The sequence below is a fragment of the Micromonospora halophytica genome (genome assembly GCF_900090245.1).
Taxonomy (GTDB): domain Bacteria; phylum Actinomycetota; class Actinomycetes; order Mycobacteriales; family Micromonosporaceae; genus Micromonospora; species Micromonospora halophytica.
In genome coordinates, this window is record NZ_FMDN01000019.1 from 83792 (window position 1) to 104266 (window position 20475).

The following is a 20475-nucleotide window of genomic DNA, read 5'->3' on the forward strand; positions in this document are numbered from 1 at the left end:
ACACCACCCCGGGGGGGCGAGGGCCGACGGCGGTCAGGCCGACGCGGCGGCCACCGCCGTCCGGGCCACCAGCGCGCGTCGCAGGTCGTCGTCCAGGTCGGTGACCCAGCGGCGCAGGCCCGGGGTGAGGTCGTCGCGGGCCAGCAGCGCCGCTGCCAACTCCCGGGTGGGCTGCGCCACGGCGAAGCGGGGGAAGGCCAGTCTGGTGATCCCGTCGGCCACCCAGGCGGTACGCAGCCGCGCGGCGGCCGGCATGTCGGCGAAGTACCTGGGGACGTACGGTGCGGTCAGCTCGGCCTGTTCCGGCTGCCAGAAGCCCTCCGCGGTCGCCTCCACCAGCCGGTTGGAAAGCTCGGTGCTGCGGGTGACGATCTCCCAGGCAGCTCGCTTGGCGTCGACGTCCGGCAGAGCGGCGCGGCAGCAGGCGGCCCGTTCCGCGCCGACGGCGCTGCGGTCGGCGGCGGCCTCGGCGGCGATCTCCGGTTCGCCGGCCGCACCGAGCACGACCAGGCGCAGCAGCAGCGCCCAGCGCAGGTCGGCGTCGACGGCCAGCCCCTCCGGCACGCCGTCACCGGCCAGCCAGCCGGCGAGCAACCCGGTGTCGGTGCTGACGGCGATCAGGCCCCGGGCGGCGGCGAGCTGCAACGACCCTCCCGGCGGCGCCCCGGCGAGCAGCGCGGCGCAGGCCCCGGCGACGCGCAGCAGGGCGGCCTCCCGGGCGAGCGGGTCGAGGTAGCGGTCGATCAGGCCGCGGCTGAGGCCGAGCACCTCCTCCGCGATGATCACCTCGGTCTCGGCGGGCAGCGCCGCCGCGATCAGCGAGACCAGCGCGGTGACCGGACGTTCCCCGTCCCGGGCGGCGTCGAGCGCCTCACCCCAGAGCAGCGCCCGGGCCAGCGGATCGGCCAGCCGCGGCAGCACCATCGGCACCGCGTCGGCGGAGGCCGGGTCCAGCCGGATCTTGGCGAAGGTCAGGTCGCCGTCGTTGGGCAGCAGCAGGCCGGTGGCCGGCTCGCCGACCAGCTCGGACAGCTCGGTGCGCCCCTTGTCGACGTCCGGGTCGAGATCCACCTCGATCCGGGTCACCGTGCCGTCTGCGGCGTACCGGCCGACACCGACCCGGTGCGGCCGGAGCACCGGGTACGCCTCGGGAGCGGTCTGCACCACGGCGGCGGAGACCCAGCGGCCGTCGGCGTCCACCGAGGTCTGCATCCGCAGCGTGTTGACCTGGGGCCGGCGCAGCCAGCACTGCGCCCAGTCGGTGAGGTCCCGGCCACCGGCGGTGCTGAGGCCGTCGAGCAGGTCGGCCAGGGTGGCGTTGCCGAAGCGGTGCGCGGCGAAGTGGGCGTTGAGCCCGGCGAGGAAGCTCTCGTCGCCGAGCCAGGCGACGAGCTGGCGCAGCACACTGGCGCCCTTGGCGTACGAGATGCCGTCGAAGTTGAGCAACCCTTCGGCGGCGTCCGCGACCTCCTCCGGGGCCACCGGGTGGGTCGACGGGCGCTGGTCGGCGGTGTAGCCCCAGGCCTTGCGGCGGATGGCGAACGTCGTCCAGGCCCGGTCGAAGCGGGTCGCCTCGGCGGTGACCCGGGTACCGAGGTACTCCGCGAAGGACTCGTTGAGCCAGAGGTCGTCCCACCAGCGCATGGTGACCAGGTCACCGAACCACATGTGCGCCATCTCGTGGGCGATCGTGGTGGCGCGCAGCTCCCGTTGGGTGTCGGTGACCGCCGACCGGAAGACGTAGTCGTCGCGGAGGGTGACCAGGCCCGGGTTCTCCATCGCTCCGGCGTTGAACTCGGGCACGAAGGCCTGGTCGTACTTGCCGAACGGATAACGTTCGGCGAAGAGCTGGTGGAACCGGTCGAGGCACTGCTTGGTGACGGTGAGGATCTCGTCGAGGTCGGCGTCCAGGTGCGTGGCCAGCGACCGGCGGCAGTAGACCCCGAGCGGGATGCCGTCGTGGGAGTCGCGGCGGACGTGCCAGGGGCCGGCGATCAGCGAGACGAAGTAGGTGGCCAGCGGCGCGGTGGGGGCGAACTCCCAGCGCCCCGGCCGGGGCGTGTCGGCGAGCTGCCCGTTGGCGGCGACCGTCCACTCCGGCGGGGCGGTGACCGACAGGGTGACCGGGGCCTTCAGGTCCGGCTGGTCGAAGGCGGCGAAGATGCGCTGCACGTCGTCCAGGAAAGACATCGCGTAGAGGTAGGTCTCGCCGTCGGCCGGGTCGACGAAGCGGTGCATCCCCTCGCCGGTGTTCGAGTACGCCATCTCGGCGGTGACGGTGAGCGAGTTCGCCTCGGCCAGCCCGGTCAGCGGCATCCGGTTGTCGACCAGCGTGGCCGGGTCGAGGTCGCGGCCGTTGAGGCGTACCCGCCGCAGGGTCACGGGCTTGACCTCGACGAAGGTCTCCGCCCCGGGGGTGGCCCGGAACCGGATGGTGACGGTCGAGTCGAACCGCTCGCCGCCGCCGGTGAGGTCGAGGTCCACTTCGTAGGACTCGACGGTGATCAGCGCGCGACGCGCGGTCGCCTCTTCACGGGTCAGGCTCGGCATCCGCTTATCCTGCCGGACGGAAGCCGGACGGGCTTCCCATTACGTGTGGCGATGGAGGACCAACAATGGGTCAGCACCCCAAGGGAGATTTCGACCTGTCCCGGGCGGTCTGGCAACGGGCCGAGGGCGACACCTCCGACAGTGCGGTCGAGGTGGCCTTCGTCGACGACCTGATCGGCATGCGCAACTCCGCCGAGCCGGACGGCCCGGTGCTCGTCTTCACCCAGGCCGAGTGGGACGCCTTCGTGGCCGGCGCCCAGGACGGCGAGTTCGACCTGGACTGAGCGGCCCGCCCGGCTCACCCGTCCCCCTCGCCCCAGCCCAGGCCGCCGGGGCCGGGGGCGTGGTGGAAGCCGGGATGGCCGGCGACGTCGGCACAGCGCTCGCCGTCGGGGCCCGACGCGTCGCAGAAGAGCCGCTCGGCCCGGTGCCAGGCGTCGGCCGGCGACAGGGCGGCCGCGGCGAGCGCCAACTCCGGGCGGAGCAGGCTCAGCGCCTCGGCGTACGCCACGGCGAGTTCGCGGGCCTGCTCCGGGCCGGCGGCCTCGAAGCCCAGATGGGCGGTGAAGTGCCGGGGCGGCCGGGACCCCCGCCGGGGCGGCGCCACCAACGGCGCGTCCGCCGGGTCGGAGCCGGTGCCGGCGGCCCGCGCCATCGTCTCCGTCACCCCCCGCTGACGCCAGTACGGCGGCCTGTTCTTCTCCATCCGTCCTCCCCGTGGTGACCCGGTGGCCGGCCGTCGTGGCCGGCCCGGGGACGAGAAAACCAGGTTTCCGGCGCCCTGGGAGGGGCCAGCACGGCGGCCTTTTGCGGGCCCACACCCCTCGGACAGGGCGACCTCGTCGGGCACACGGGATTGGGTGGTGCCGGACCGGGGTAGACGACGACCGGCCGACCAGCGCGGCCACCCGCCGTCACCGTGTCAGGAGAGCCGGATGTCCGCCACCCCCGCCGACCGCAGCCCGGAGAGCACGCTGGCGTTCCTCCGCGAGGGGTACCGGTACGTCAGCTCCCGCTGTGAGCGCTACGGCAGCGACATCTTCACCGCCCGGCTGCTGCTGGAGCCGACCATCTGCCTGCGCGGCAGGCCGGCCGCCGAGCTCTTCTACGACGCCGGGCGCTTCCGCCGGGCCGGGGCGATGCCGAAGCGGGGGCAGCGGACGCTGACCGGCCAGGGCGGTGTGCAGGGACTCGACGGGGCTGCGCACACCGAACGCAAGGCCATGTTCGTGTCGCTGATGACGCCCGCCGCGGTCCGGCACCTGGGCCAGCTCTTCGCCGACGAGTGGCGGGCCCGGATCCCGGTCTGGGAGGCCGACGGCCCGGTGGTCCTCTACGACGAGGTCGCCCGGATACTGATGCGGGCGGTCTGCGCCTGGGCGGGAGTGCCGCTGGCCGAGCCCGAGGTGGCCCGCCGCACCGCCCAGATGCACGCGATGATCGAGAGCGCGGCGGCGATCGGCCCGCGCTACTGGCGTGGCCGGCGCGGCCGGCGCCGCGCCGAGCACTGGCTCGCCGACATCGTGGAGCGGGCCCGGGTCGGCACCCTGCCCGCACCCGAGGGCAGTGCCCTGCGCGCCGTCGCCGAGCACCGCGACGGCCAGGGTCGGCTGCTCCCCCGCCGGATCGCCGCCGTCGAGCTGCTCAACGTGCTGCGCCCGACCGTGGCCGTCGACCGGTACGTGGTCTTCGCCGCGCTCGCCCTGCACGACCACCCGGCCTGGCGGGACCGGGTCCGGGGCGACGACGACGCGACCGAGTGGTTCGTGCAGGAGGTCCGCCGCTACTACCCGTTCTTCCCGGTGGCCACGGCCCGGGTCCGGCACTCCTTCGACTGGCGGGGCCATCACTTCGCGCAGGGCCGGCGGGTGCTGCTCGACCTGTACGGCACCAACCACCACCCCGAGCTGTGGCCCGAGCCGGAGCGGTTCCGCCCGGAACGCTTCACCGGCTGGCGCGACGACCCGTACGGCTTCGTGCCGCAGGGCGGCGGCGACCACCTCGGCGGGCACCGCTGCCCCGGTGAGTGGATCACCATCGAGCTGATGAAGCGCTCGGTGACCCTGCTGACCATCGCGATGCGGTACGAGGTGCCGCCGCAGGACCTGGCGCTGGACCTGAGCCGGATGCCCACGCTGCCGCCGAGCGGCTTCCTGATCGACGACGTACGGCGCACCGACTGACCGACGCCGTCCCGAAGCCGGGGTCGGCGCACCGCCCGGACCGTCGCACCAGGTCATGCCGGCGGCCCGGGGAGGGGCGTCTCATCGGTACGCGCGGTCGGGTCGGGGCCGGCACCCCGCCGCCACACACCGGGTCGACGCCCGTCCCACGGTCAGGCCGCCGGGTGCAGGACGCTGCGCAGGCAGGCGTCCTGCTTCTTCTCGAACAGCTCGTACCCGCGCACACCGTCCTCCAGCGACATCGGATGGGTGGCCAGGTAGCCGGGGTCGATCTCGCCGACGGCCAGCCGGTCCAGCAGCATCGGGATGTAGCGCTGGGCGTGCATCTGCCCCATCCGCAGTACCAGGGCCTTGTTCATCGCCGCGCCGAGGGGGAACTTGTCGACCAGCCCGCCGTGGACGCCGACGATGCTGACCGTGCCGCCCTTGCGGCAGGCCATGATCGCCTGGCGTACGGAGGTGGGCCGGTCGGTGGTGAGCCGGGCGCTCTGCTTCGCCTTGTCGTACGCGTAGATCGGACCGACGTCGTGCGACTCCATGCCCACCGCCTCGATGCAGGCGTCCGGACCCCGGCCGGCGGTCATCTCCCGCAGCGCCTCCAGCACGTCGGTCTCGGCATAGTTGATCGTCTCCACGCCCAGCCGGTCGGCGGCGGTGGCGAGCCGCTCGGGCAGGCGGTCGATGACGATGACCCGCTCCGCGCCGAGGATCTGCGCGGAGCGGGCGGCCATCTGACCGACCCCGCCCGCGCCCCAGACGGCGACCACCTCGCCGCCCTTGAGCGCGCAGAAGTCCGCGGCCATCCAGCCGGTGGGCATGGCGTCGGAGGCGAAGACCACCGCGTCGTCGGCCACCCCGTCCGGGACCTTGAACGCGCCGACGTCGCCGAACGGTACCCGGATGTACTCGGCGTGGCTGCCGGAGTAGCCGCCGGCGGCGTGTGAGTACCCGAGGATGCCGGCCGGCGAGTGGCCCCAGAGCTTCTCGGTGAGGACCGGCTGCGGGTTGGAGTTGTCGCAGAGCGAGTACTGCTCGGTACGGCAGTACCAGCAGCCGCCGCAGGCCACCACGGAGCCGACCACCACCCGGTCGCCGACCCGCAGCCGCTGCACGCCGGGCCCGGTCTCCACGACCTCGCCGGTGAACTCGTGGCCGAGGATGTCGCCCTCGCGCATCGCCGGCAGGTAGCCGTTGATCAGGTGCAGATCCGAGCCGCAGACGCTGCTGGCCCGGACCTTGACGATGATGTCCCCCTCGGCGCGGATGCCCGGTTCGGGCACGTCCCGCACGGCCAGCTTGCCGACCCCTTCCCAGCAGAGCGCCCTCACGCCCGTCCTCCCGTCGTCAACCGCTCGCGGACCCTGTCGGTCGCCTTCTCCTGCGTCGCGTCACGCCCGGACGGGTCGTGCCGGGTGTCGATCATCTGGCCGGTCTCGACCAGTGACTTGATCCGCCGCAGCGCGTCCCGCAGCCCCAGGTCGGGTTCGTCCCCGCCGACCGGGCCGAGGACCCGGCGCAGCAGGCCGCCGGCCCGGTAGCGCAGCTCGGCCCGGATCTCGGTGCCGCGATCCTGCGGCGCGGACACCAGGTCGACGTGCCCCCGCTGCGGCACCGGCCCCTCGTCGACCCGCCAGCTCAGCCGGCCCGGCCCGTCGACGGTGATCTCGGCCCGCCACTCGGTGCCACCGCCGGCCGGGTCGCTCGCCACGCAGCGCCACCGGTTGTCGTCGAGTTGTTCCAGGGTGGCCCACTCGGCCAGGGCCCGGTCCAGCCGTTCCCGGTCCGTCCAGAAGCCGATGACGGCGTCCATCGGCCGGTCCACGGTGACACCGCGCCGCACCACGTACCAGCCGCCCTGCCGGTCGGGCTGGTGGCGACGCCGTCTGCGGGCCACCGCCCGGCCGGCGCCGAGCGCGGTCACCGTGGTGGCGCCGAGCAGCGCCCACCTCGTCGCGTTGCTGGTCATCACGTCTCCTCCACCCGGGTGCCCGGGATGGACACCCGTATCCCGGAGCGCTACCCGTCGACGGTCGCTCGAAACGGACCGGTTTGACCGGTCCGACCGTGGGCATGCCCGCAGCACCAGAGTTTCGGGAGGCGACGGTGTCCTTGACGCGAGCGAGCACGGCCGGCACCTCCCTGCGCGGGGAGCCGTCGTGAGCGCCCCGGCCCGGGACGAACCGGCCACCGCGACGGGCCCCGGCGTCCGCACACCACGGCTGCCCGTCGAGTACGTCCTGCCGCTGCGCTGGTCCGACGACACCGGCCTGGCCGAGCTGACCGGTTACCTGCGGCGGCTGTCCCGCCTGGTGGACGTCACGGTGGTGGACGACTCCCCGCCGCAGGTCCACGACCGGCACGCCGCCGCCTGGCGCGGCATCGTCCGGCACCTGCCCGTCGACCCGGCGCTGCACGGGATCAACGGCAAGGTGCTCGGCGTGCTGACCGGGGTCGCCGCGGCCCGGCACGAACATGTGGTGATCGCCGACGACGACGTCCGGTACGACGAGCCGGCGCTGCGCGCCGCGCACCGGCTGCTGGAGGCGTACGACCTGGTCCGCCCGCAGAACTACTTCGACCCGCTGCCCTGGCACGCCTGGTGGGACACCGGCCGGACGCTGCTCAACCGGGCGTTGGCCGCCGACTGGTCGGGCACCCTGGCGGTGCGCCGGAGCACCTTCCGGGCGATGGGCGGCTACGACCCGGACGTGCTCTTCGAGAACCTGGAGCTGGTCCGCACCGTGCGGGCGTACGGCGGCACCGAGACCGCCCCGGCCTGGCTGTTCGTCCGCCGACTGCCGCCGGCCCCGGCGCACTTCCGGGGCCAGCGGGTCCGCCAGGCGTACGACGACCTGGCCCAGCCCGTGCGGCTGCTGGCCGCGCTGGCGGTGCTCCCCGGCGTGGCGGTCGCGCTGGCCGCCCGACGGCCCGGCCTGCTGCTGACGGCTGCCGCGACGGCGGTGGCGGTGGCCGAGACGGGCCGACGCCGGGGTGGCGGGACGCGGGTCTTCCCCGCCCGCACCGCGCTGGCCGCGCCGGTCTGGCTGCTGGAGCGCGGTCTCTGCTCCTGGCTCGCTCTGGGCGGGCGGCTGCTGCGCGGCGGGGTCCGCTACGCCGGCCACCGGATCCGCCGCCCCGCTCACTCCACCAGGGTGCTGCGCCGCCGGCTCACCCCGGTCGAGCCCGGCGACCTCGTGGCCTGGGTGGGCACGGACCTGGTGACCCGCGCCTGACCCCGCACACGCGAAAGCTCGCGGCCACGCCCCGGCGGACGCCGGGAGTGGCCGCGAGCGGTGCGGTGGGGTCCTTCAGTACCGGACCTGTTCGCGGGACTGCTGCGCCTGGTCCTTGACGTCGTACGCGGCCGACTTCGTGTCGTCCTTGACGTTCTGCACGGCGCTCTGGGCGGTGGAGCGCACCGACTCGGTGGCGTGCTGCGCCGGCTCGCGCAGTTCCTCCTTCAGCTCGGTGGCGACCTCGCCCAGCTTCTCCTTGACCACGCCGCTGTGCTCGGTGGCCTTCTCCTTGGCCTGGACGGCCAGCTCCTGCTCGCGGCGGGTCGCCGGGACCAGCGAGGAGACCAGCATGCCGACGCCGAACGCGATCAGGCCGGCGGCCAGCGGGTTGCCCTCGGACTTCTGCCGGATCACCTGCGGCGTCCGGTGAGCGGCGTCACCGACGGTGGCGGCCGCCGAGTGCGCCTTGCCGCTCACCGTGGAGGCCGCCGAGGAGGCCTGGCCCCCCACCGAGTGGGCGGCGTGGCTGGTGCTGTGGCCGAGGTCGGAAGCGCTTCCCATCACCTTGTCCTTAACGTTGTGCAGGGCGCTGCGCACCCGCTGCTTGCGGTCGTCGACGATGCGGCCGGGGCTCACCTTGTACGCCAGAGCGTCCACGTCGGAGCTGAGGTTGTTGCGGGTGACCTCGATCTCCTGGCGGATCTGGGCGGGATCGGTGCTCATCGGGTGACTCCCTCCCGGTGGGGCTTGAGCGCGTCGGGGATGCGCTGCACGCTCTCGTTGGTCTGCTTGAGGCCGCGAATGCGCTCCGCGTTCTTCTTGGCCTTCGAGTAGAGGACCGCGGCGACCACGGCCCAGATGACGGCCACGATCAGCGCCGCCAGGCCCGAGTCCATGACGTTGTCCAGGAACTGCCACACGGCGACGGAGACGAACAGCGCCACCATGTAGCCGCCGAAGCCGGCGCCGCCGTACAGCCCGGCGGCCCTGCCCGCCTTCTTGCCCTCCTGGCGGATCTCGGCCTTGGCCAGCTCCACCTCCTGGCGCATCAGGGTGGACAGGTCGGTGGTGACCGACCGCATCAGCTCACCGATGGAGCTGCCCCTGACCTCGTCCGCGGTGTGCGAGGCACCCGCGGGGTGGTGTCCGGAGTTCACGCCGGACTGCGTCGACATGCTCATGCCGTCGCCTCCCTTCGGATGTCTCGGTCCCTCACGGGCGGGTGGTGCCGCTGGACGGCACGCCCGGCAGCGGGTCGGTCCGGGTCACCGGCGGCAACGGCTGGCCAACCCCGCCGGCCGGGTCGGCGTAGCTGGTGGTGGTGCCACGGTCCGGGTAGGCCGAGTAACCGGGGTCGGGCTCGGCGTAGGTGCCCGGGGTCGGGTCGAGGTAGCCGCCCGGCGGGGTCGCGTCCGGCACCGCGCGCGGCGCGGGGGGCGTCGGGATCACCGCGGTGCGGTCCGGGTCGTGGCCGTTGGTCGAGCCGTACCGGCCGTGGCTGCCGGTCGAGTCGTCGGAGGCCGAGGTGAGGCCCTTGGTGAGCCGGCCGGCGACCACGCCGAGCAGGGCTGCGCCGACCAGGAAGGTGCCGGGGTTGCGACGGGCGTAGGTCTTCACCTCGTTGAGCAGGTCGCCCGGCTCACGCGCCTCGAGCCAGCCGGCCACACCGTGCACCCGGTCGGCGGCCTGGTGGGCGAGCTCGGTGACCGGGCCGGCCTGTCCGCCGTTCTGGGCCATCGAGCGCATCTCCTCGGCCAGCGAGCGGAGCCCGCCGGCGGCCCGGCGCTGCTGGTCGCCGGCCTGGCTGGCGACCTGGGTACGGGCCTCACCGTAGAGGTTGCGGGCTTGGCGCTGCGCCTGGCCGACCACTTCCCTGCTCTGCTGCTTGGCGGTCTGCGCGACCGCGCCACCCGCGTTGGCGGCCTCGGAGCCGACCTGACGGGCCTGGTCCCGGACGCCACCGCCGTTGTTGCTGTGCTCGTGCCCGTACATGGAGGACGTGGGCGAGAGATCGTAAGTCATGGTTACCCTTCCGCTCGGACGTTTCGTCGCGGTTGTGCGCTGGGGGATCTCGCCGACCGTCACGTCGGCGCGACTCTTGACCTACCCCCGGTCGTCTGGTCCATGCCTGATTCGCCATTTCTCCACTGCGGGCGGTCAGTCGGTCACAGAATGTGAGGAGTGTCCGGCTACCGTCGGCAGCGCTCACGGAGGTGACTAGCGATGGCACGTGACGTGCGCGGGCGCGCCCCGGCCGGCCCGAAGCCCCGGCTCCAGACAGCCGCCACCGCGGTGGCCGCGATCTTCGTCCTGATCGGCGTGCTCGGCTTCGTCCCGGGCGTCACCACCGGGTACGGGGACATGACGTTCGCCGGGCATCACTCCGGCGCGAAACTGCTCGGCCTGTTCCAGGTGTCGATCCTGCACAACCTGCTGCATCTGCTGTTCGGCCTGGCCGGGCTGGCGATGGCCCGTACCGTCGCCGGGGCCCGGCTCTTCCTGGCCGGCGGCGGCGCGGTCTACCTGGCCCTCTGGCTGTACGGCTTCGGCATCGACCGGGAGAGCGCGGCAAACTTCATCCCGGTGAACGACGCCGACAACTGGCTGCACCTGGTGCTCGGCTTCGGCATGCTCGCCCTCGGCCTGCTGGTGTCCAACGGCGCGGGCACCGGCGGCCGGCTCGACACCCCGATCGACCGTCCCTGAGCCACCGGTCGCCCCGCCGGTCCCGCTGGGCATCGTCCTTCACCGGCACGCCTCGCCGGAGTCCAAGCCGGTCACCGCCGCGCACGCGCAGACCGGCGCCTGAGCCGGCCGGCCGGGCCACCGTCCCGTCGCTCAGGCGGCGACCGGCAGACGCTTGGCGAAGCAGACGCTGTACGGGTTGTCGACGTACTCGCCGTAGACCGGGATGGGCTCGTACCCGCAGGAGGTGTAGAGCCCGATCGCCGCCGGCAGGTAGACGCCGGTCTCCAGGCAGACCACCGAGTGCCCCTGCTGGAAGGCCAGCTCCTCCAGCGCGGTCAGCAGCTGCCGGGCGATCCCCCGCCCCCGGTACGCCGGCCGGACGTACATCCGCTTCAGTTCGCCGGTGGTGGCGTCCAGGGCCTGGACGCCACCGCAGGCCACCGCCCGGCCGTCGACCACCACCGCCAGGTAGCGGATGTCGTCGTGGGTGACGGTGACCTGTCCGTCCAGCCCTCCGTCTGCCTCACGCAGCTCCCGCTGCTGGGCGACGACGAGGGTGTCGATCTCGGGATCGGTGGCGGGACGGGACTCGATCAACATCCGCTCACGGTATGCCGCGTCCGTTTCGCGGAGGTTTCCGGCGGGCGACCCGAACGCGACCGGGACCGGGCTACTCCCGGTCGTCGTCGGCGTCCGTCTCGGCCACCGGTGCGGCCTCCACCTCGTCCTCGGGACGCTGCCGTCGCGCCTTGCGGGCGGCCAGCCGCTCCGCCGCCGACGCCCGGGTCGACTTCTCCTCCAGCCGGACGTCGGTGCCCCGGTTGCCCGGGACGAAGTCGACGCCGGCGTAGAGGGTGGGCTGCCAGTCGAACTCGCGCTCCCCGATGCGCACCAGGTCGCCCGGGTTGGCGCCGGCCTTGGCCAGTTTCTCCTCCACGCCGAGGCGGGCGAGCCGGTCGGCCAGGAAGCCGACGGCCTCGTCGTTGTCGAAGTTGGTCTGCCGCACCCAGCGCTCCGGCCGCACACCCCGCACGGTGAACGAGCCGTCCGGCTCCGCCTCGATGGTGAAGCCCTGGTCGTCGACCGCCTTCGGGCGGATCACGATCCGGGTCGGCTCGGCCGGCGGCGCGGCGGCCCGGGACTGCTCGACCAGCTCGGCCATCGCGTACGTGAGCTCCTTGAGCCCTTCCCGGGTGGCCGTCGAGACCTCGAAGACGCGGAAACCACGCGCCTGCAGGTCGGGCCGGACGATCTCCGCGAGGTCGCGCCCGTCCGGTACGTCGATCTTGTTGAGCGCGACGAGGCGGGGCCGGTCGGCGAGCCCGCCGTACTCGGCCAGCTCGGCCTCGATGGTGTCGATGTCGGCCAGCGGGTCGCGGCCGGGCTCCAGCGTCGCGGTGTCGACCACGTGCACCAGCACGGCGCAGCGCTCGACGTGGCGGAGGAACTCCAGGCCAAGGCCCTTGCCGGTCGCCGCGCCCGGGATCAGCCCCGGCACGTCGGCGACGGTGAAGGTGTGGTTGTCCACCCGCACCACGCCCAGGTTGGGCACCAGGGTGGTGAAGGGGTAGTCGGCGATCTTCGGCTTGGCCGCCGAGATCACCGAGATCAGCGAGGACTTGCCGGCGGACGGGAAGCCGACCAGGCCGACGTCGGCGACGCTCTTGAGCTCCAGCACCACGTCCAGCCGGTCGCCGGGCTCGCCCAGCTCCGCGAAGCCGGGGGCCTTGCGCCGGGCGTTGGCCAGCGAGGCGTTGCCCCGGCCACCGCGCCCGCCACGGGCCGCCTCGAAGGTGGTGCCCACGCCGACCAGGTCGGCCAGGACCGTGCCGTCGAGGGTCTGCACGACGGTGCCGTTCGGGACCTTGATCACCAGGTCGCGGCCGTTGGCCCCGTCCCGGTTCGAGCCGGCCCCACCCTTGCCGTTGTCGGCCTTGAGGTGCGGACGGAAGTGGAAGTCGAGCAGCGTGGTGACCTGCGGGTCGACCACCAGCGAGACGCTGCCGCCGTGCCCGCCGTCGCCGCCGTCCGGTCCGCCGAAGGGCTTGAACTTCTCCCGGTGGATGGAGACACAGCCGTGCCCGCCGTCGCCGGCCTGCATGTGCAGGACGACCCGGTCAACGAACGTCGTCACGACGCCAATCCTTCCAGCGAGGTTCGTCCCCGCACGCGAAAATGCGAAGCGGGCCGGGACCCGAGGTCCGCGGCCCGCAACGCGGTGAAACTACTGCTGCGGCACGATGCTGACGGTCTTGCGACCACGCTTGGTGCCGAACTGGACCGCACCGGCGGCCAGCGCGAAGAGCGTGTCGTCGCCACCGCGGCCGACCAGGTCACCGGGGTGGAACTTGGTGCCACGCTGACGGATGAGGATCTCACCCGCGCTGACGACCTGACCACCGAAGCGCTTCACGCCGAGTCGCTGGGCCGCGGAGTCACGGCCGTTACGCGAGCTGGACGCACCCTTTTTGTGAGCCATTGGAGGACGACCTACTTCCCGCTGGAGATGCCGGTCACCTTGACCTGGGTCAGCGGCTGGCGGTGACCCTGGCGCTTGTGGTAGCCGGTCTTGTTCTTGAACTTGTGGATCCGGATCTTCGGGCCCTTGGTGTGCGCGGCGATCTCGCCGGACACCGCGACCTTGGCAAGCTTCGCCGCGTCGGTCACCAGGTCGTCACCGTCGACGAGGAGCACCGCGGTGAGCTTCACCGCGTCGCCGGGGGCACCGACGAGCTTCTCGACCTCGATCACGTCGCCCTCGGCGACCTTGTACTGCTTGCCGCCGGTCTTGACGATCGCGTACATCGGAGGCGGACTCCCTGTCGTTGAGGCTGCTAGCGTCTTTACCCACCGTTACCGGTCGGTCGTTCCCACGGCGACTCGCCGGGTAGCAGTGACACCGGCGGCGCGGGCACGCGGGAACTCGGCACACCAAAGTGTGCCGCAGGAAAGAGTACGCCATGGACCGGCCGACACCCAAACCGGCCCCGCCGGTCAGCGGCCGCAGAGCTGGTCGAGACGCTGCTGGAGGCGGTCCAGCTCGGTCTCGTCGATCGACTCGACGTCGGTGCCGAGTGTGCCCACCTCGGTCGCGAGATCGTTGAGCAGGGTCTTCAGCTGCGGGTCGGTGGCCTTGGCGGACTGCTGCCGCAGCGCCGTCCGCCAGGTGGTCAGCGCCGACTCCGCCCGCTTCCGGGCAGTTTCCGCCCCGGTGCTGTCGTTCGCGCCGACCGCCGCGATCATCTTGCCCAACTCCTCGACGTACGTCCGCACGGCCGTCGAGGAGGCCGCCTCGGCCTCGGCGCAGACCTGCGGGCCGTTGCCGCCCGCCGGCGCGACGCTGACCGGGGCGGACGGCAGGACGGTCGGGGCGGTGGACGGACCGACCGGGCTGGCCGGGGCGGCCTCGTCGGCCCGGTCGCCGGAGCAGCCGGAGCCGGTCAGCAGGACGGTGGTCACCACGGTGGCGGCGAGCAGGCGGCGCATTGTCTTCTCCTAGCCGGGGTGACCGATCGTAGAGCCGGGCCGGCCGGACACGACAGGGCCCCTCCCGCCGGCGCCGTGGCCGGGGAAGGGGCCCTGTCGGACGTCGTCCGTCAGCCGGTCACGGCCGGGTACGCCGACGGGCACCGCCGCGGCGGGACCGGCGTCGGCCGGTGCCGCCCTCACCGCCCTCGTCGTCAGTGTCGCCGTCGCCCAGCGCGTCCGGGTCGTCCGCCCCGGCCAGCCGGGCGGACTCGCCCTCCTGGGCGTCCGCGACGGCCGGCGCGGCCGGCGTCTCCGACTCGTACCGGGACAGGTCGTAGCCCATGGTGTCGTGGTACTCGGCGTCGGTGGCGGGGGCGGCGACCTCGGGGGCCTCGGTCGTCTCCACCACCACACGCTCGGCCACGGCGCCCTTGCGGGAGCGCCGACGCGACGACGTGGCGGGCTGCTCGGCCGCCGTGGGGGCCACCGACGAGGCGACCGCCTTGACCTTCTCCCCCGCACCGCCGGAACGCGGCTTCTCCGGCACCGGCTCGGTGTGGATGATCAGGCCGCGACCCTTGCAGCACTCGCAGGGCTCACTGAACGCCTCGAGCAGCCCGGCGCCGATCCGCTTGCGGGTCATCTGCACCAGGCCGAGCGAGGTGATCTCGGTGACCTGGTGCTTGGTCCGGTCCCGGCCCAGGCACTCGGTCAGCCGGCGCAGCACCAGCTCACGGTTGGACTCCAGCACCATGTCGATGAAGTCGATCACCACGATGCCGCCGATGTCCCGCAGCCGGAGCTGGCGGACGATCTCCTCGGCCGCCTCCAGGTTGTTGCGGGTGACCGTCTCCTCCAGGTTGCCGCCGGAGCCGGTGTACTTGCCGGTGTTGACGTCGACGACGGTCATCGCCTCGGTCCGGTCGATCACCAGCGAGCCGCCCGAGGGGAGGAAGACCTTGCGGTCCAGCCCCTTGATGATCTGCTCGTCGATGCGGTACTCGGCGAAGACGTCGGAGGTGCCGACGTGCCGGCGCAACCGGGCGACCAGGTCGGGCGAGACGTGCGACAGGTACGACTCGACCATGTCGTACGACTGCTCGCCCTCGATGACCAGCTCGCGGAAGTCCTCGTTGAACAGGTCCCGGACGACCCGGATGACCAGGTCCGGCTCCTCGTAGAGCAGCACCGGGGCACCGCCCTCGGCCGCCTTGGCCTGGATGTCCTCCCACTGCGCCTGGAGCCGCTTGACGTCCCGGGCCAGCTCGTCCTCGCTGGCGCCCTCGGCGGCCGTGCGGACGATCACCCCGGCGCCGTCCGGCACCAGCTTCTTCAGCACGTCCCGCAGCCGCTTGCGCTCGGTGTCGGGCAGCTTGCGGCTGATCCCGGAGGCGTTGCCGTTGGGCACGTAGACCAGGTGCCGGCCGGAGAGCGCGATGTGGCTGGTCAGCCGGGCGCCCTTGTGCCCGATCGGGTCCTTGGTGACCTGCACCAGCACCGAGTCGCCGGAGCGCAGCGCCTGCTCGATCGAGCGGGCCCGCCCCTCCAGGCCGGTGGTGTCCCAGTTGACCTCACCGGCGTACAGCACGGCGTTGCGGCCACGCCCGATGTCGACGAAGGCCGCCTCCATGCTGGGCAGGACGTTCTGCACCTTGCCCAGGTAGACGTTGCCGGCCATGGTGCCGGAGGAGTTGCGGGTGACGTAGTGCTCGACCAGCACGCCGTCCTCGAGAACGGCGATCTGGGTGCGGTCGCCGCGCTGGCGCACCGCCATCACCCGGTCGACCGCCTCCCGGCGGGCCAGGAACTCCGACTCACTGAGGATCGGCGGGCGGGTACGCCGCTGCTCGCGGCCGTCCCGGCGACGCTGGCGCTTGGCCTCCAGCCGGGTCGAGCCGGAGACGCCCTGCACCTCGTCGACGGCCTTGCGCGGCTCGCGGATCTTGACGACGGTGGGTACGCCGTCGTCGGCGGCCCCCTCGGCGTCCCCGGCGCCCCGACGGCGGCGACGGCGCCGGCGGCGGGTCATCCCGTCGCCCTCGCCCTCCTCTTCCTCGGCCTCCTCGGTCTCGACCTCCTCGGCCTCGACCTGGGCTGCCTCCTCGCCTTCCTCCTCGTCGTCGGCCTCGTCGGCACCACCCTTGCCGCGACCACGGCCCCGGCGACCACGACGACGACGGCGACGACCGGCGGCGGTCTCGTCCTCGTCCTCGTCCTCGGCGGCGGGCTCCTCCTCCTCGGCGGTGGGCTCCTCCTCGACCTCGGCGGCCTCGACCGGCTCGACCTCACGACGGCCGCGGCGGCGACGGCGGCCGGTCTCCGCCGGCTCCTCCTCGACGACCTCGGCCACCGGGCCGGGCTCGACCACCCGGAAGGTCGGCAGTTCCTCCGGCTGGGGGGCCATGAACAGCACGGTCGGCGCGGAGAGCGCGGCCCGGCGCCGACGGGTACGCGGTTCCGGCTCGGTCCGCTCCGCCGGCTGCTCGCCGCCGGGCACGGTCACGCCGGGCGGAACCTCGCCGGCCCGGCTCTCGGCACCGGACGCGGCGACGGCCGGGACGGCGGCCCCGGAATCGGTGGCGGCCGGCTCGGTGGCCTCGGCCTGCGCCGCGGCCTCCTCGTCGGTGAGCTCCTCGTCGGCGGCGGTGGGCTCGGTGGGGGCCGCTGCCTCGACGGCCGGCTCCTCGGTCTCCACCGCCGGGGTCACGACCTCGGTGGGTTCGCCGGACGCGGCGAGCACCTCGGCGGTCGCCGGAGTCTCGGCGGAGGGCTCCACGGCCGGGGCGGTGGCCTTGCGCCGCCGGGTACGGGTCACCTTCACCGGCGGTACGACCTCGCCGGAGGGCTCCTCCGCGCCGGTCACCACGACCGGTTCCTCGGCCGCCTTCGCGGGTGTCGCCTTGCGCCGGCGACGGGTGGTCTTCGGGGCGGTGTCCAGTTCACCGGCGACCGGGGCGATCACCTCGGCCTGGTGCGTCTCGTCGGTGGCGGACGCGGCGGCGGTCGACGCCTCGGCGGGCAGCTCCGCCTGCTCCGGCTGGCTCAGCGGGGCGGCCTTGCGCCGGGTGGTGCGGCGACGCTTGGGCGCCTCCGCCGCCGCCTCGGCCGGCGGGGCCTCCGGGCTGCTGCCGGTGGTGGTGCTGTCGGCGGTGTCGCCGGCCGGCTGTGAACCGGTCCGTTCGCCACCCTCGGGCTCGTTCTCGAGCATGGAGGTTCTCCAGTTCTGGCTGCCCCGGGCGCGGGTGAGCGCTGCCACGCAGGGTTGCCGCAAAAGTGTTTCCGCCGGGCGCGCGAGGTGCGCGACCGCCGAAGTCTGCCTGCCTGGAACGCTGACCGACGGTCAGTGTTCCCCGATGGATGCCCCGTCGCGGTCCGCGTCCAACGGATCCACGATCGCGCCCTGCGCGGTCAACGTGCCCTGCGCCAGCCGGTTCACCCTGGGCGAGACCGGCGGCTCCAGGTCGGCCACCACGCGGAGGCCGGAAAGGACGTCATCGGGTCGTACGGACGGGGTGACCTGCCGCACGACCAGTTCGAGTATCGCACACGACACGCCCGAGGCCCCGGAAGGCGTCTCCGCCGACCGGATCACATCGATGCTCATGACGGCGGCACGGGCGTCGAAGGTGCGCCGGCCCTGCTTGGTCATCCGCTCGACCAACACCTCGTCGGCGGCGGTGAAGGCGGCCACCGCGCGCTCCAGCGCGGCCGGCTCCACCGCCGGCAGCTCGATCCGCCAGTGCGAGGCCTCGATCCGGTCGGCCAGGCTGCCGCCGTCGGCGACCACCGCGTCGAGCACGTCCAGGCCGGGCGAGAGCGCGGCGTCCAGCGCGGCACGCAACTGCTCCGGGTCGACCGGCTCGCGCAGGCCGATCTCCAGGTACTCGGCCTCGCTGGCCACGCCGGTGGGGGCGGCGCTGGCGTACGAGATCTTGGGGTGTGGGGTGAAGCCCTGGGAGAAGGCGATCGGCACCCCGGCCCGCCGCAGCGCCCGCTCGAAGGCCCGGGCGAAGTCCCGGTGCGAGGTGAACCGCAACGGCCCGCGCTTGGCGTACCGGATCCGGACGCGCTGGACGACCGGCGCCTGCCCGCCCTCCGGCTGTGGTTTCTTACTGATCGTCGTGCTCCTCGTTCGGTCGGCACCGGTTGATCATGACGGTGGCGTCTGCGACACGCCGTGCCGCAGACGATAACTTCATGATCACCGGGCGGAGCGGGCGGCGCGCGGGAGAAGCGCGGCGCGCCCGCTCCGGACGGTCACTGCTGGGCGCCGGTGGGGACCTTCAGGCCGTTGACCGGGGTGAGCGGGAGCAGCTTCCGGCCGGTCGGGCCGATCTGGATCTCGGTGTCCATCGACGGGCAGACGCCGCAGTCGAAGCACGGGGTCCAGCGGCAGTCGTCCTGCTCGTACTCGGAGAGGGAGTCCTGCCAGTCCTGCCAGAGCCAGTCCTTGTCCAGGCCGGAGTCGAGGTGGTCCCAGGGCAGGACCTCCAGCTCGTCGCGCTCCCGGGTGGTGTACCAGTCGAGGTCGACACCGAACGTCGGCAGCACCTCGTCGGCGGCCTCCACCCAGCGGCGGTACGAGAAGTGCTCGCTCCAGCCGTCGAAGCGGCCACCGTTCTCCCAGACCTTGCGGATCACCGCGCCGACCCGGCGGTCACCGCGGCTGAGCAGGCCCTCGATCAGCGACGGCTCGCCGTCGTGGTACCGGAAGCCGATCGCCCGGCCCAGCGAACGGTCCGCGTTGATCGCCTGCTTGAGCAGCTTGAGCCGGCCGTCGATGACCTCCGGTCGCGCCATGGACGCCCACTGGAACGGGGTGTGCGGCTTCGGCACGAAACCGCCGATGGAGACCGTGCAGCGGATGTCCTTCGAACCGGTGGCGGCCCGGCCCGCCCGGATCACCTCGTGCGCCATGTCCGCGATCTCGAGGACGTCGGAGTCGGTCTCGGTGGGCAGGCCGCACATGAAGTAGAGCTTCACCTGCCGCCAGCCGTTGGTGTACGCGGTGACGACGGTGCGGATGAGGTCTTCCTTCGACACCATCTTGTTGATCACCTTGCGGATCCGCTCCGACCCGCCCTCGGGGGCGAAGGTCAGACCGGTGCGCCGCCCGTTGCGGGACAGCTCCTGCGCCAGGTCGATGTTGAAGGCGTCCACCCGGGTCGACGGCAACGACAGGGAGACGTTGGTGCCCTCGTACTGCTGGGCGAGGCCCGAGCACATGTCGCCGATCTCCGAGTGGTCGGCCGACGACAGCGACAGCAGACCCACCTCGTGGAAACCGGAGAACTCCAGCCCCTGCTGCACCATCTGGCCGACGGTGGTGATCGAGCGCTCCCGCACCGGGCGGGTGATCATGCCGGCCTGGCAGAACCGGCAGCCCCGGGTGCAGCCACGGAAGATCTCCACCGCGTACCGCTCGTGCACCGTCTCGGCCAGCGGCACCAGCGGCTTCTTCGGGTACGGCCAGGCGTCCAGGTCCATCGTCGTGCGCTTGTGCACCCGGAACGGCACGTCCGGGCGGTTCGGCACGACCCGCTGGATCCGGCCGTCGGGCAGGTAGTCCACGTCGTAGAAGCGCGGCACGTAGACGCTCTCGGTGCGGGCCAGCCGCAGCAGCAGCTCGTCCCGGCCGCCGGGCGAGCCCTCGGCCTTCCACTCCCGGACGATCGTGGTGATCTCCAGGACCGCCTCCTCGCCGTCGCCGAGCACGGCGGCGTCGACGAAGTCGGCGATCGGCTCCGGGTTGAACGCGGCGTGACCGCCGGCCACGATCACCGGGTCGGCGTCGGTACGGTCGGCGGCGAGCATCGGGATGCCGGCCAGGTCGATCGCGGTGAGCAGGTTGGTGTAGCCCAGCTCGGTGGAGAACGAGACACCGAACACGTCGAAGTCGCGCACCGAGCGGTGCGCGTCGACGGTGAACTGCGGCACGCCGTGGGCGCGCATCAGCTTCTCCAGGTCCGGCCAGACCGCGTACGTCCGCTCGGCGAGCACGTCGGGCAGCTCGTTGAGCACCTCGTAGAGGATCTGGACGCCCTGGTTGGGCAGGCCCACCTCGTACGCGTCGGGATACATCAGCGCCCAACGCACGGTCGCCGCGTCCCAGTCCTTGACCACCGCGCCCAGCTCGCCACCGACGTACTGGATGGGCTTGGTCACCTGGGGCAGCAGCGGCTCCAGCTGGGGCCAGATCGACGGCTCCAGGTCGCGGCGGGGCGACAGACGCGCCGAGCTGGAGCCGTCGCCAGAATTGGCCGCGGCGGGGCGCGGCGTCGTGGACGGGGCACTCATGATGCCCAAGGGTACGCGTTCGCCGGCCGGGGACCACGGCGCACCGGGCGGCC

General features: G+C 73.1%; 19 protein-coding genes. 4 read left to right on the forward strand and 15 right to left on the reverse strand.

Going from position 1 to position 20475, the window contains the following annotated elements:
• Positions 1–33 precede the first annotated feature (33 nt).
• A complete protein-coding gene (gene pepN / locus GA0070560_RS21790) occupies positions 34–2550 on the reverse strand; it encodes an aminopeptidase N (RefSeq protein ID WP_091300910.1) in 2517 nt (838 codons plus the stop codon).
• A 65-nt stretch (positions 2551–2615) separates the two neighbouring features.
• Between pepN and GA0070560_RS21795 the strand changes: the two genes are divergently transcribed.
• A complete protein-coding gene (locus GA0070560_RS21795; protein WP_067312494.1) occupies positions 2616–2834 on the forward strand; it encodes a DUF397 domain-containing protein in 219 nt (72 codons plus the stop codon).
• 14 nt (positions 2835–2848) lie between these two features.
• On the opposite strand, the gene GA0070560_RS21800 is transcribed toward GA0070560_RS21795, so the two are convergent.
• Positions 2849–3256 (reverse strand): hypothetical protein, encoded by a 408-nt coding sequence (locus tag GA0070560_RS21800; RefSeq protein ID WP_091300912.1) that lies wholly within the window; start codon positions 3254–3256, stop codon positions 2849–2851.
• Positions 3257–3485: 229 nt separating this feature from the next.
• Here GA0070560_RS21800 and GA0070560_RS21805 point away from each other — a divergent pair, with 229 nt between their 5' ends.
• On the forward strand, positions 3486–4733 hold the full coding sequence (locus GA0070560_RS21805; RefSeq protein WP_091300914.1) for a cytochrome P450: 1248 nt from the start codon (positions 3486–3488) through the stop codon (positions 4731–4733).
• A 152-nt stretch (positions 4734–4885) separates the two neighbouring features.
• On the opposite strand, the gene GA0070560_RS21810 is transcribed toward GA0070560_RS21805, so the two are convergent.
• Together GA0070560_RS21810 and GA0070560_RS21815 are read right to left on the reverse strand one after the other, a co-directional pair.
• A complete protein-coding gene (locus GA0070560_RS21810) occupies positions 4886–6061 on the reverse strand; it encodes a zinc-dependent alcohol dehydrogenase (RefSeq protein WP_091300915.1) in 1176 nt (391 codons plus the stop codon).
• Entirely contained in the window at positions 6058–6699 is a 642-nt protein-coding gene (locus GA0070560_RS21815; RefSeq protein WP_091300916.1) for an SRPBCC family protein, read from the reverse strand. The genes GA0070560_RS21810 and GA0070560_RS21815 overlap by 4 nt, the downstream gene beginning before the upstream one ends.
• A 190-nt stretch (positions 6700–6889) precedes the next feature.
• Here GA0070560_RS21815 and GA0070560_RS21820 point away from each other — a divergent pair, with 190 nt between their 5' ends.
• A complete protein-coding gene (locus tag GA0070560_RS21820) occupies positions 6890–7966 on the forward strand; it encodes a glycosyltransferase family 2 protein (protein ID WP_091300918.1) in 1077 nt (358 codons plus the stop codon).
• A 75-nt stretch (positions 7967–8041) separates the two neighbouring features.
• Here the strand turns inward: GA0070560_RS21820 and GA0070560_RS21825 are convergent, their stop codons facing one another.
• Genes GA0070560_RS21825 through GA0070560_RS21835 form a run of 3 tightly spaced genes read right to left on the reverse strand, consistent with a single transcriptional unit; the run spans position 8042 to position 9991 of the window.
• Positions 8042–8692, reverse strand: a complete 651-nt coding sequence (locus GA0070560_RS21825) for a DUF3618 domain-containing protein (RefSeq protein ID WP_091300920.1) — start codon at positions 8690–8692, stop codon at positions 8042–8044.
• Complete coding sequence (locus GA0070560_RS21830) at positions 8689–9150, reverse strand: phage holin family protein (RefSeq protein ID WP_091300923.1); 462 nt, start codon at positions 9148–9150, stop codon at positions 8689–8691. The genes GA0070560_RS21825 and GA0070560_RS21830 overlap by 4 nt, the downstream gene beginning before the upstream one ends.
• Before the next feature lie 31 nt (positions 9151–9181).
• Entirely contained in the window at positions 9182–9991 is an 810-nt protein-coding gene (locus tag GA0070560_RS21835) for an ATP synthase subunit B family protein (protein ID WP_091300925.1), read from the reverse strand.
• 201 nt (positions 9992–10192) lie between these two features.
• Here GA0070560_RS21835 and GA0070560_RS21840 point away from each other — a divergent pair, with 201 nt between their 5' ends.
• Positions 10193–10675, forward strand: a complete 483-nt coding sequence (locus GA0070560_RS21840; RefSeq protein WP_091300927.1) for a DUF4383 domain-containing protein — start codon at positions 10193–10195, stop codon at positions 10673–10675.
• Between the two features lie 132 nt (positions 10676–10807).
• Here GA0070560_RS21840 and GA0070560_RS21845 read toward each other — a convergent pair whose 3' ends face one another.
• The 8 genes from GA0070560_RS21845 to GA0070560_RS21880 all read right to left on the reverse strand — a co-directional run bounded on the left by GA0070560_RS21845 (position 10808) and on the right by GA0070560_RS21880 (position 20422).
• Positions 10808–11257, reverse strand: a complete 450-nt coding sequence (locus GA0070560_RS21845; protein ID WP_091300929.1) for a GNAT family N-acetyltransferase — start codon at positions 11255–11257, stop codon at positions 10808–10810.
• Between the two features lie 70 nt (positions 11258–11327).
• Positions 11328–12791 (reverse strand): GTPase ObgE, encoded by a 1464-nt coding sequence (obgE, locus tag GA0070560_RS21850; RefSeq protein WP_091300931.1) that lies wholly within the window; start codon positions 12789–12791, stop codon positions 11328–11330.
• Between the two features lie 90 nt (positions 12792–12881).
• Positions 12882–13136: a 50S ribosomal protein L27 gene (rpmA, locus tag GA0070560_RS21855; protein WP_088975624.1), complete on the reverse strand. Its 255-nt coding sequence runs from the start codon at positions 13134–13136 to the stop codon at positions 12882–12884.
• 11 nt (positions 13137–13147) lie between these two features.
• Positions 13148–13462, reverse strand: coding sequence for a 50S ribosomal protein L21 (gene rplU / locus GA0070560_RS21860; protein WP_088975625.1), 315 nt, complete (start codon positions 13460–13462; stop codon positions 13148–13150).
• Between the two features lie 189 nt (positions 13463–13651).
• Positions 13652–14143 (reverse strand): hypothetical protein, encoded by a 492-nt coding sequence (locus GA0070560_RS21865; RefSeq protein WP_091300934.1) that lies wholly within the window; start codon positions 14141–14143, stop codon positions 13652–13654.
• Between the two features lie 118 nt (positions 14144–14261).
• Positions 14262–17333 carry an Rne/Rng family ribonuclease gene (locus GA0070560_RS21870; protein ID WP_091300935.1) on the reverse strand — a complete coding sequence of 1024 codons (3072 nt, stop codon included), beginning with the start codon at positions 17331–17333 and terminating at the stop codon, positions 14262–14264.
• A 132-nt stretch (positions 17334–17465) separates the two neighbouring features.
• Positions 17466–18185, reverse strand: a complete 720-nt coding sequence (locus tag GA0070560_RS21875) for a TIGR03936 family radical SAM-associated protein (RefSeq protein WP_091300938.1) — start codon at positions 18183–18185, stop codon at positions 17466–17468.
• A 197-nt stretch (positions 18186–18382) separates the two neighbouring features.
• Complete coding sequence (locus GA0070560_RS21880) at positions 18383–20422, reverse strand: TIGR03960 family B12-binding radical SAM protein (protein ID WP_091300940.1); 2040 nt, start codon at positions 20420–20422, stop codon at positions 18383–18385.
• Positions 20423–20475 lie beyond the last annotated feature (53 nt).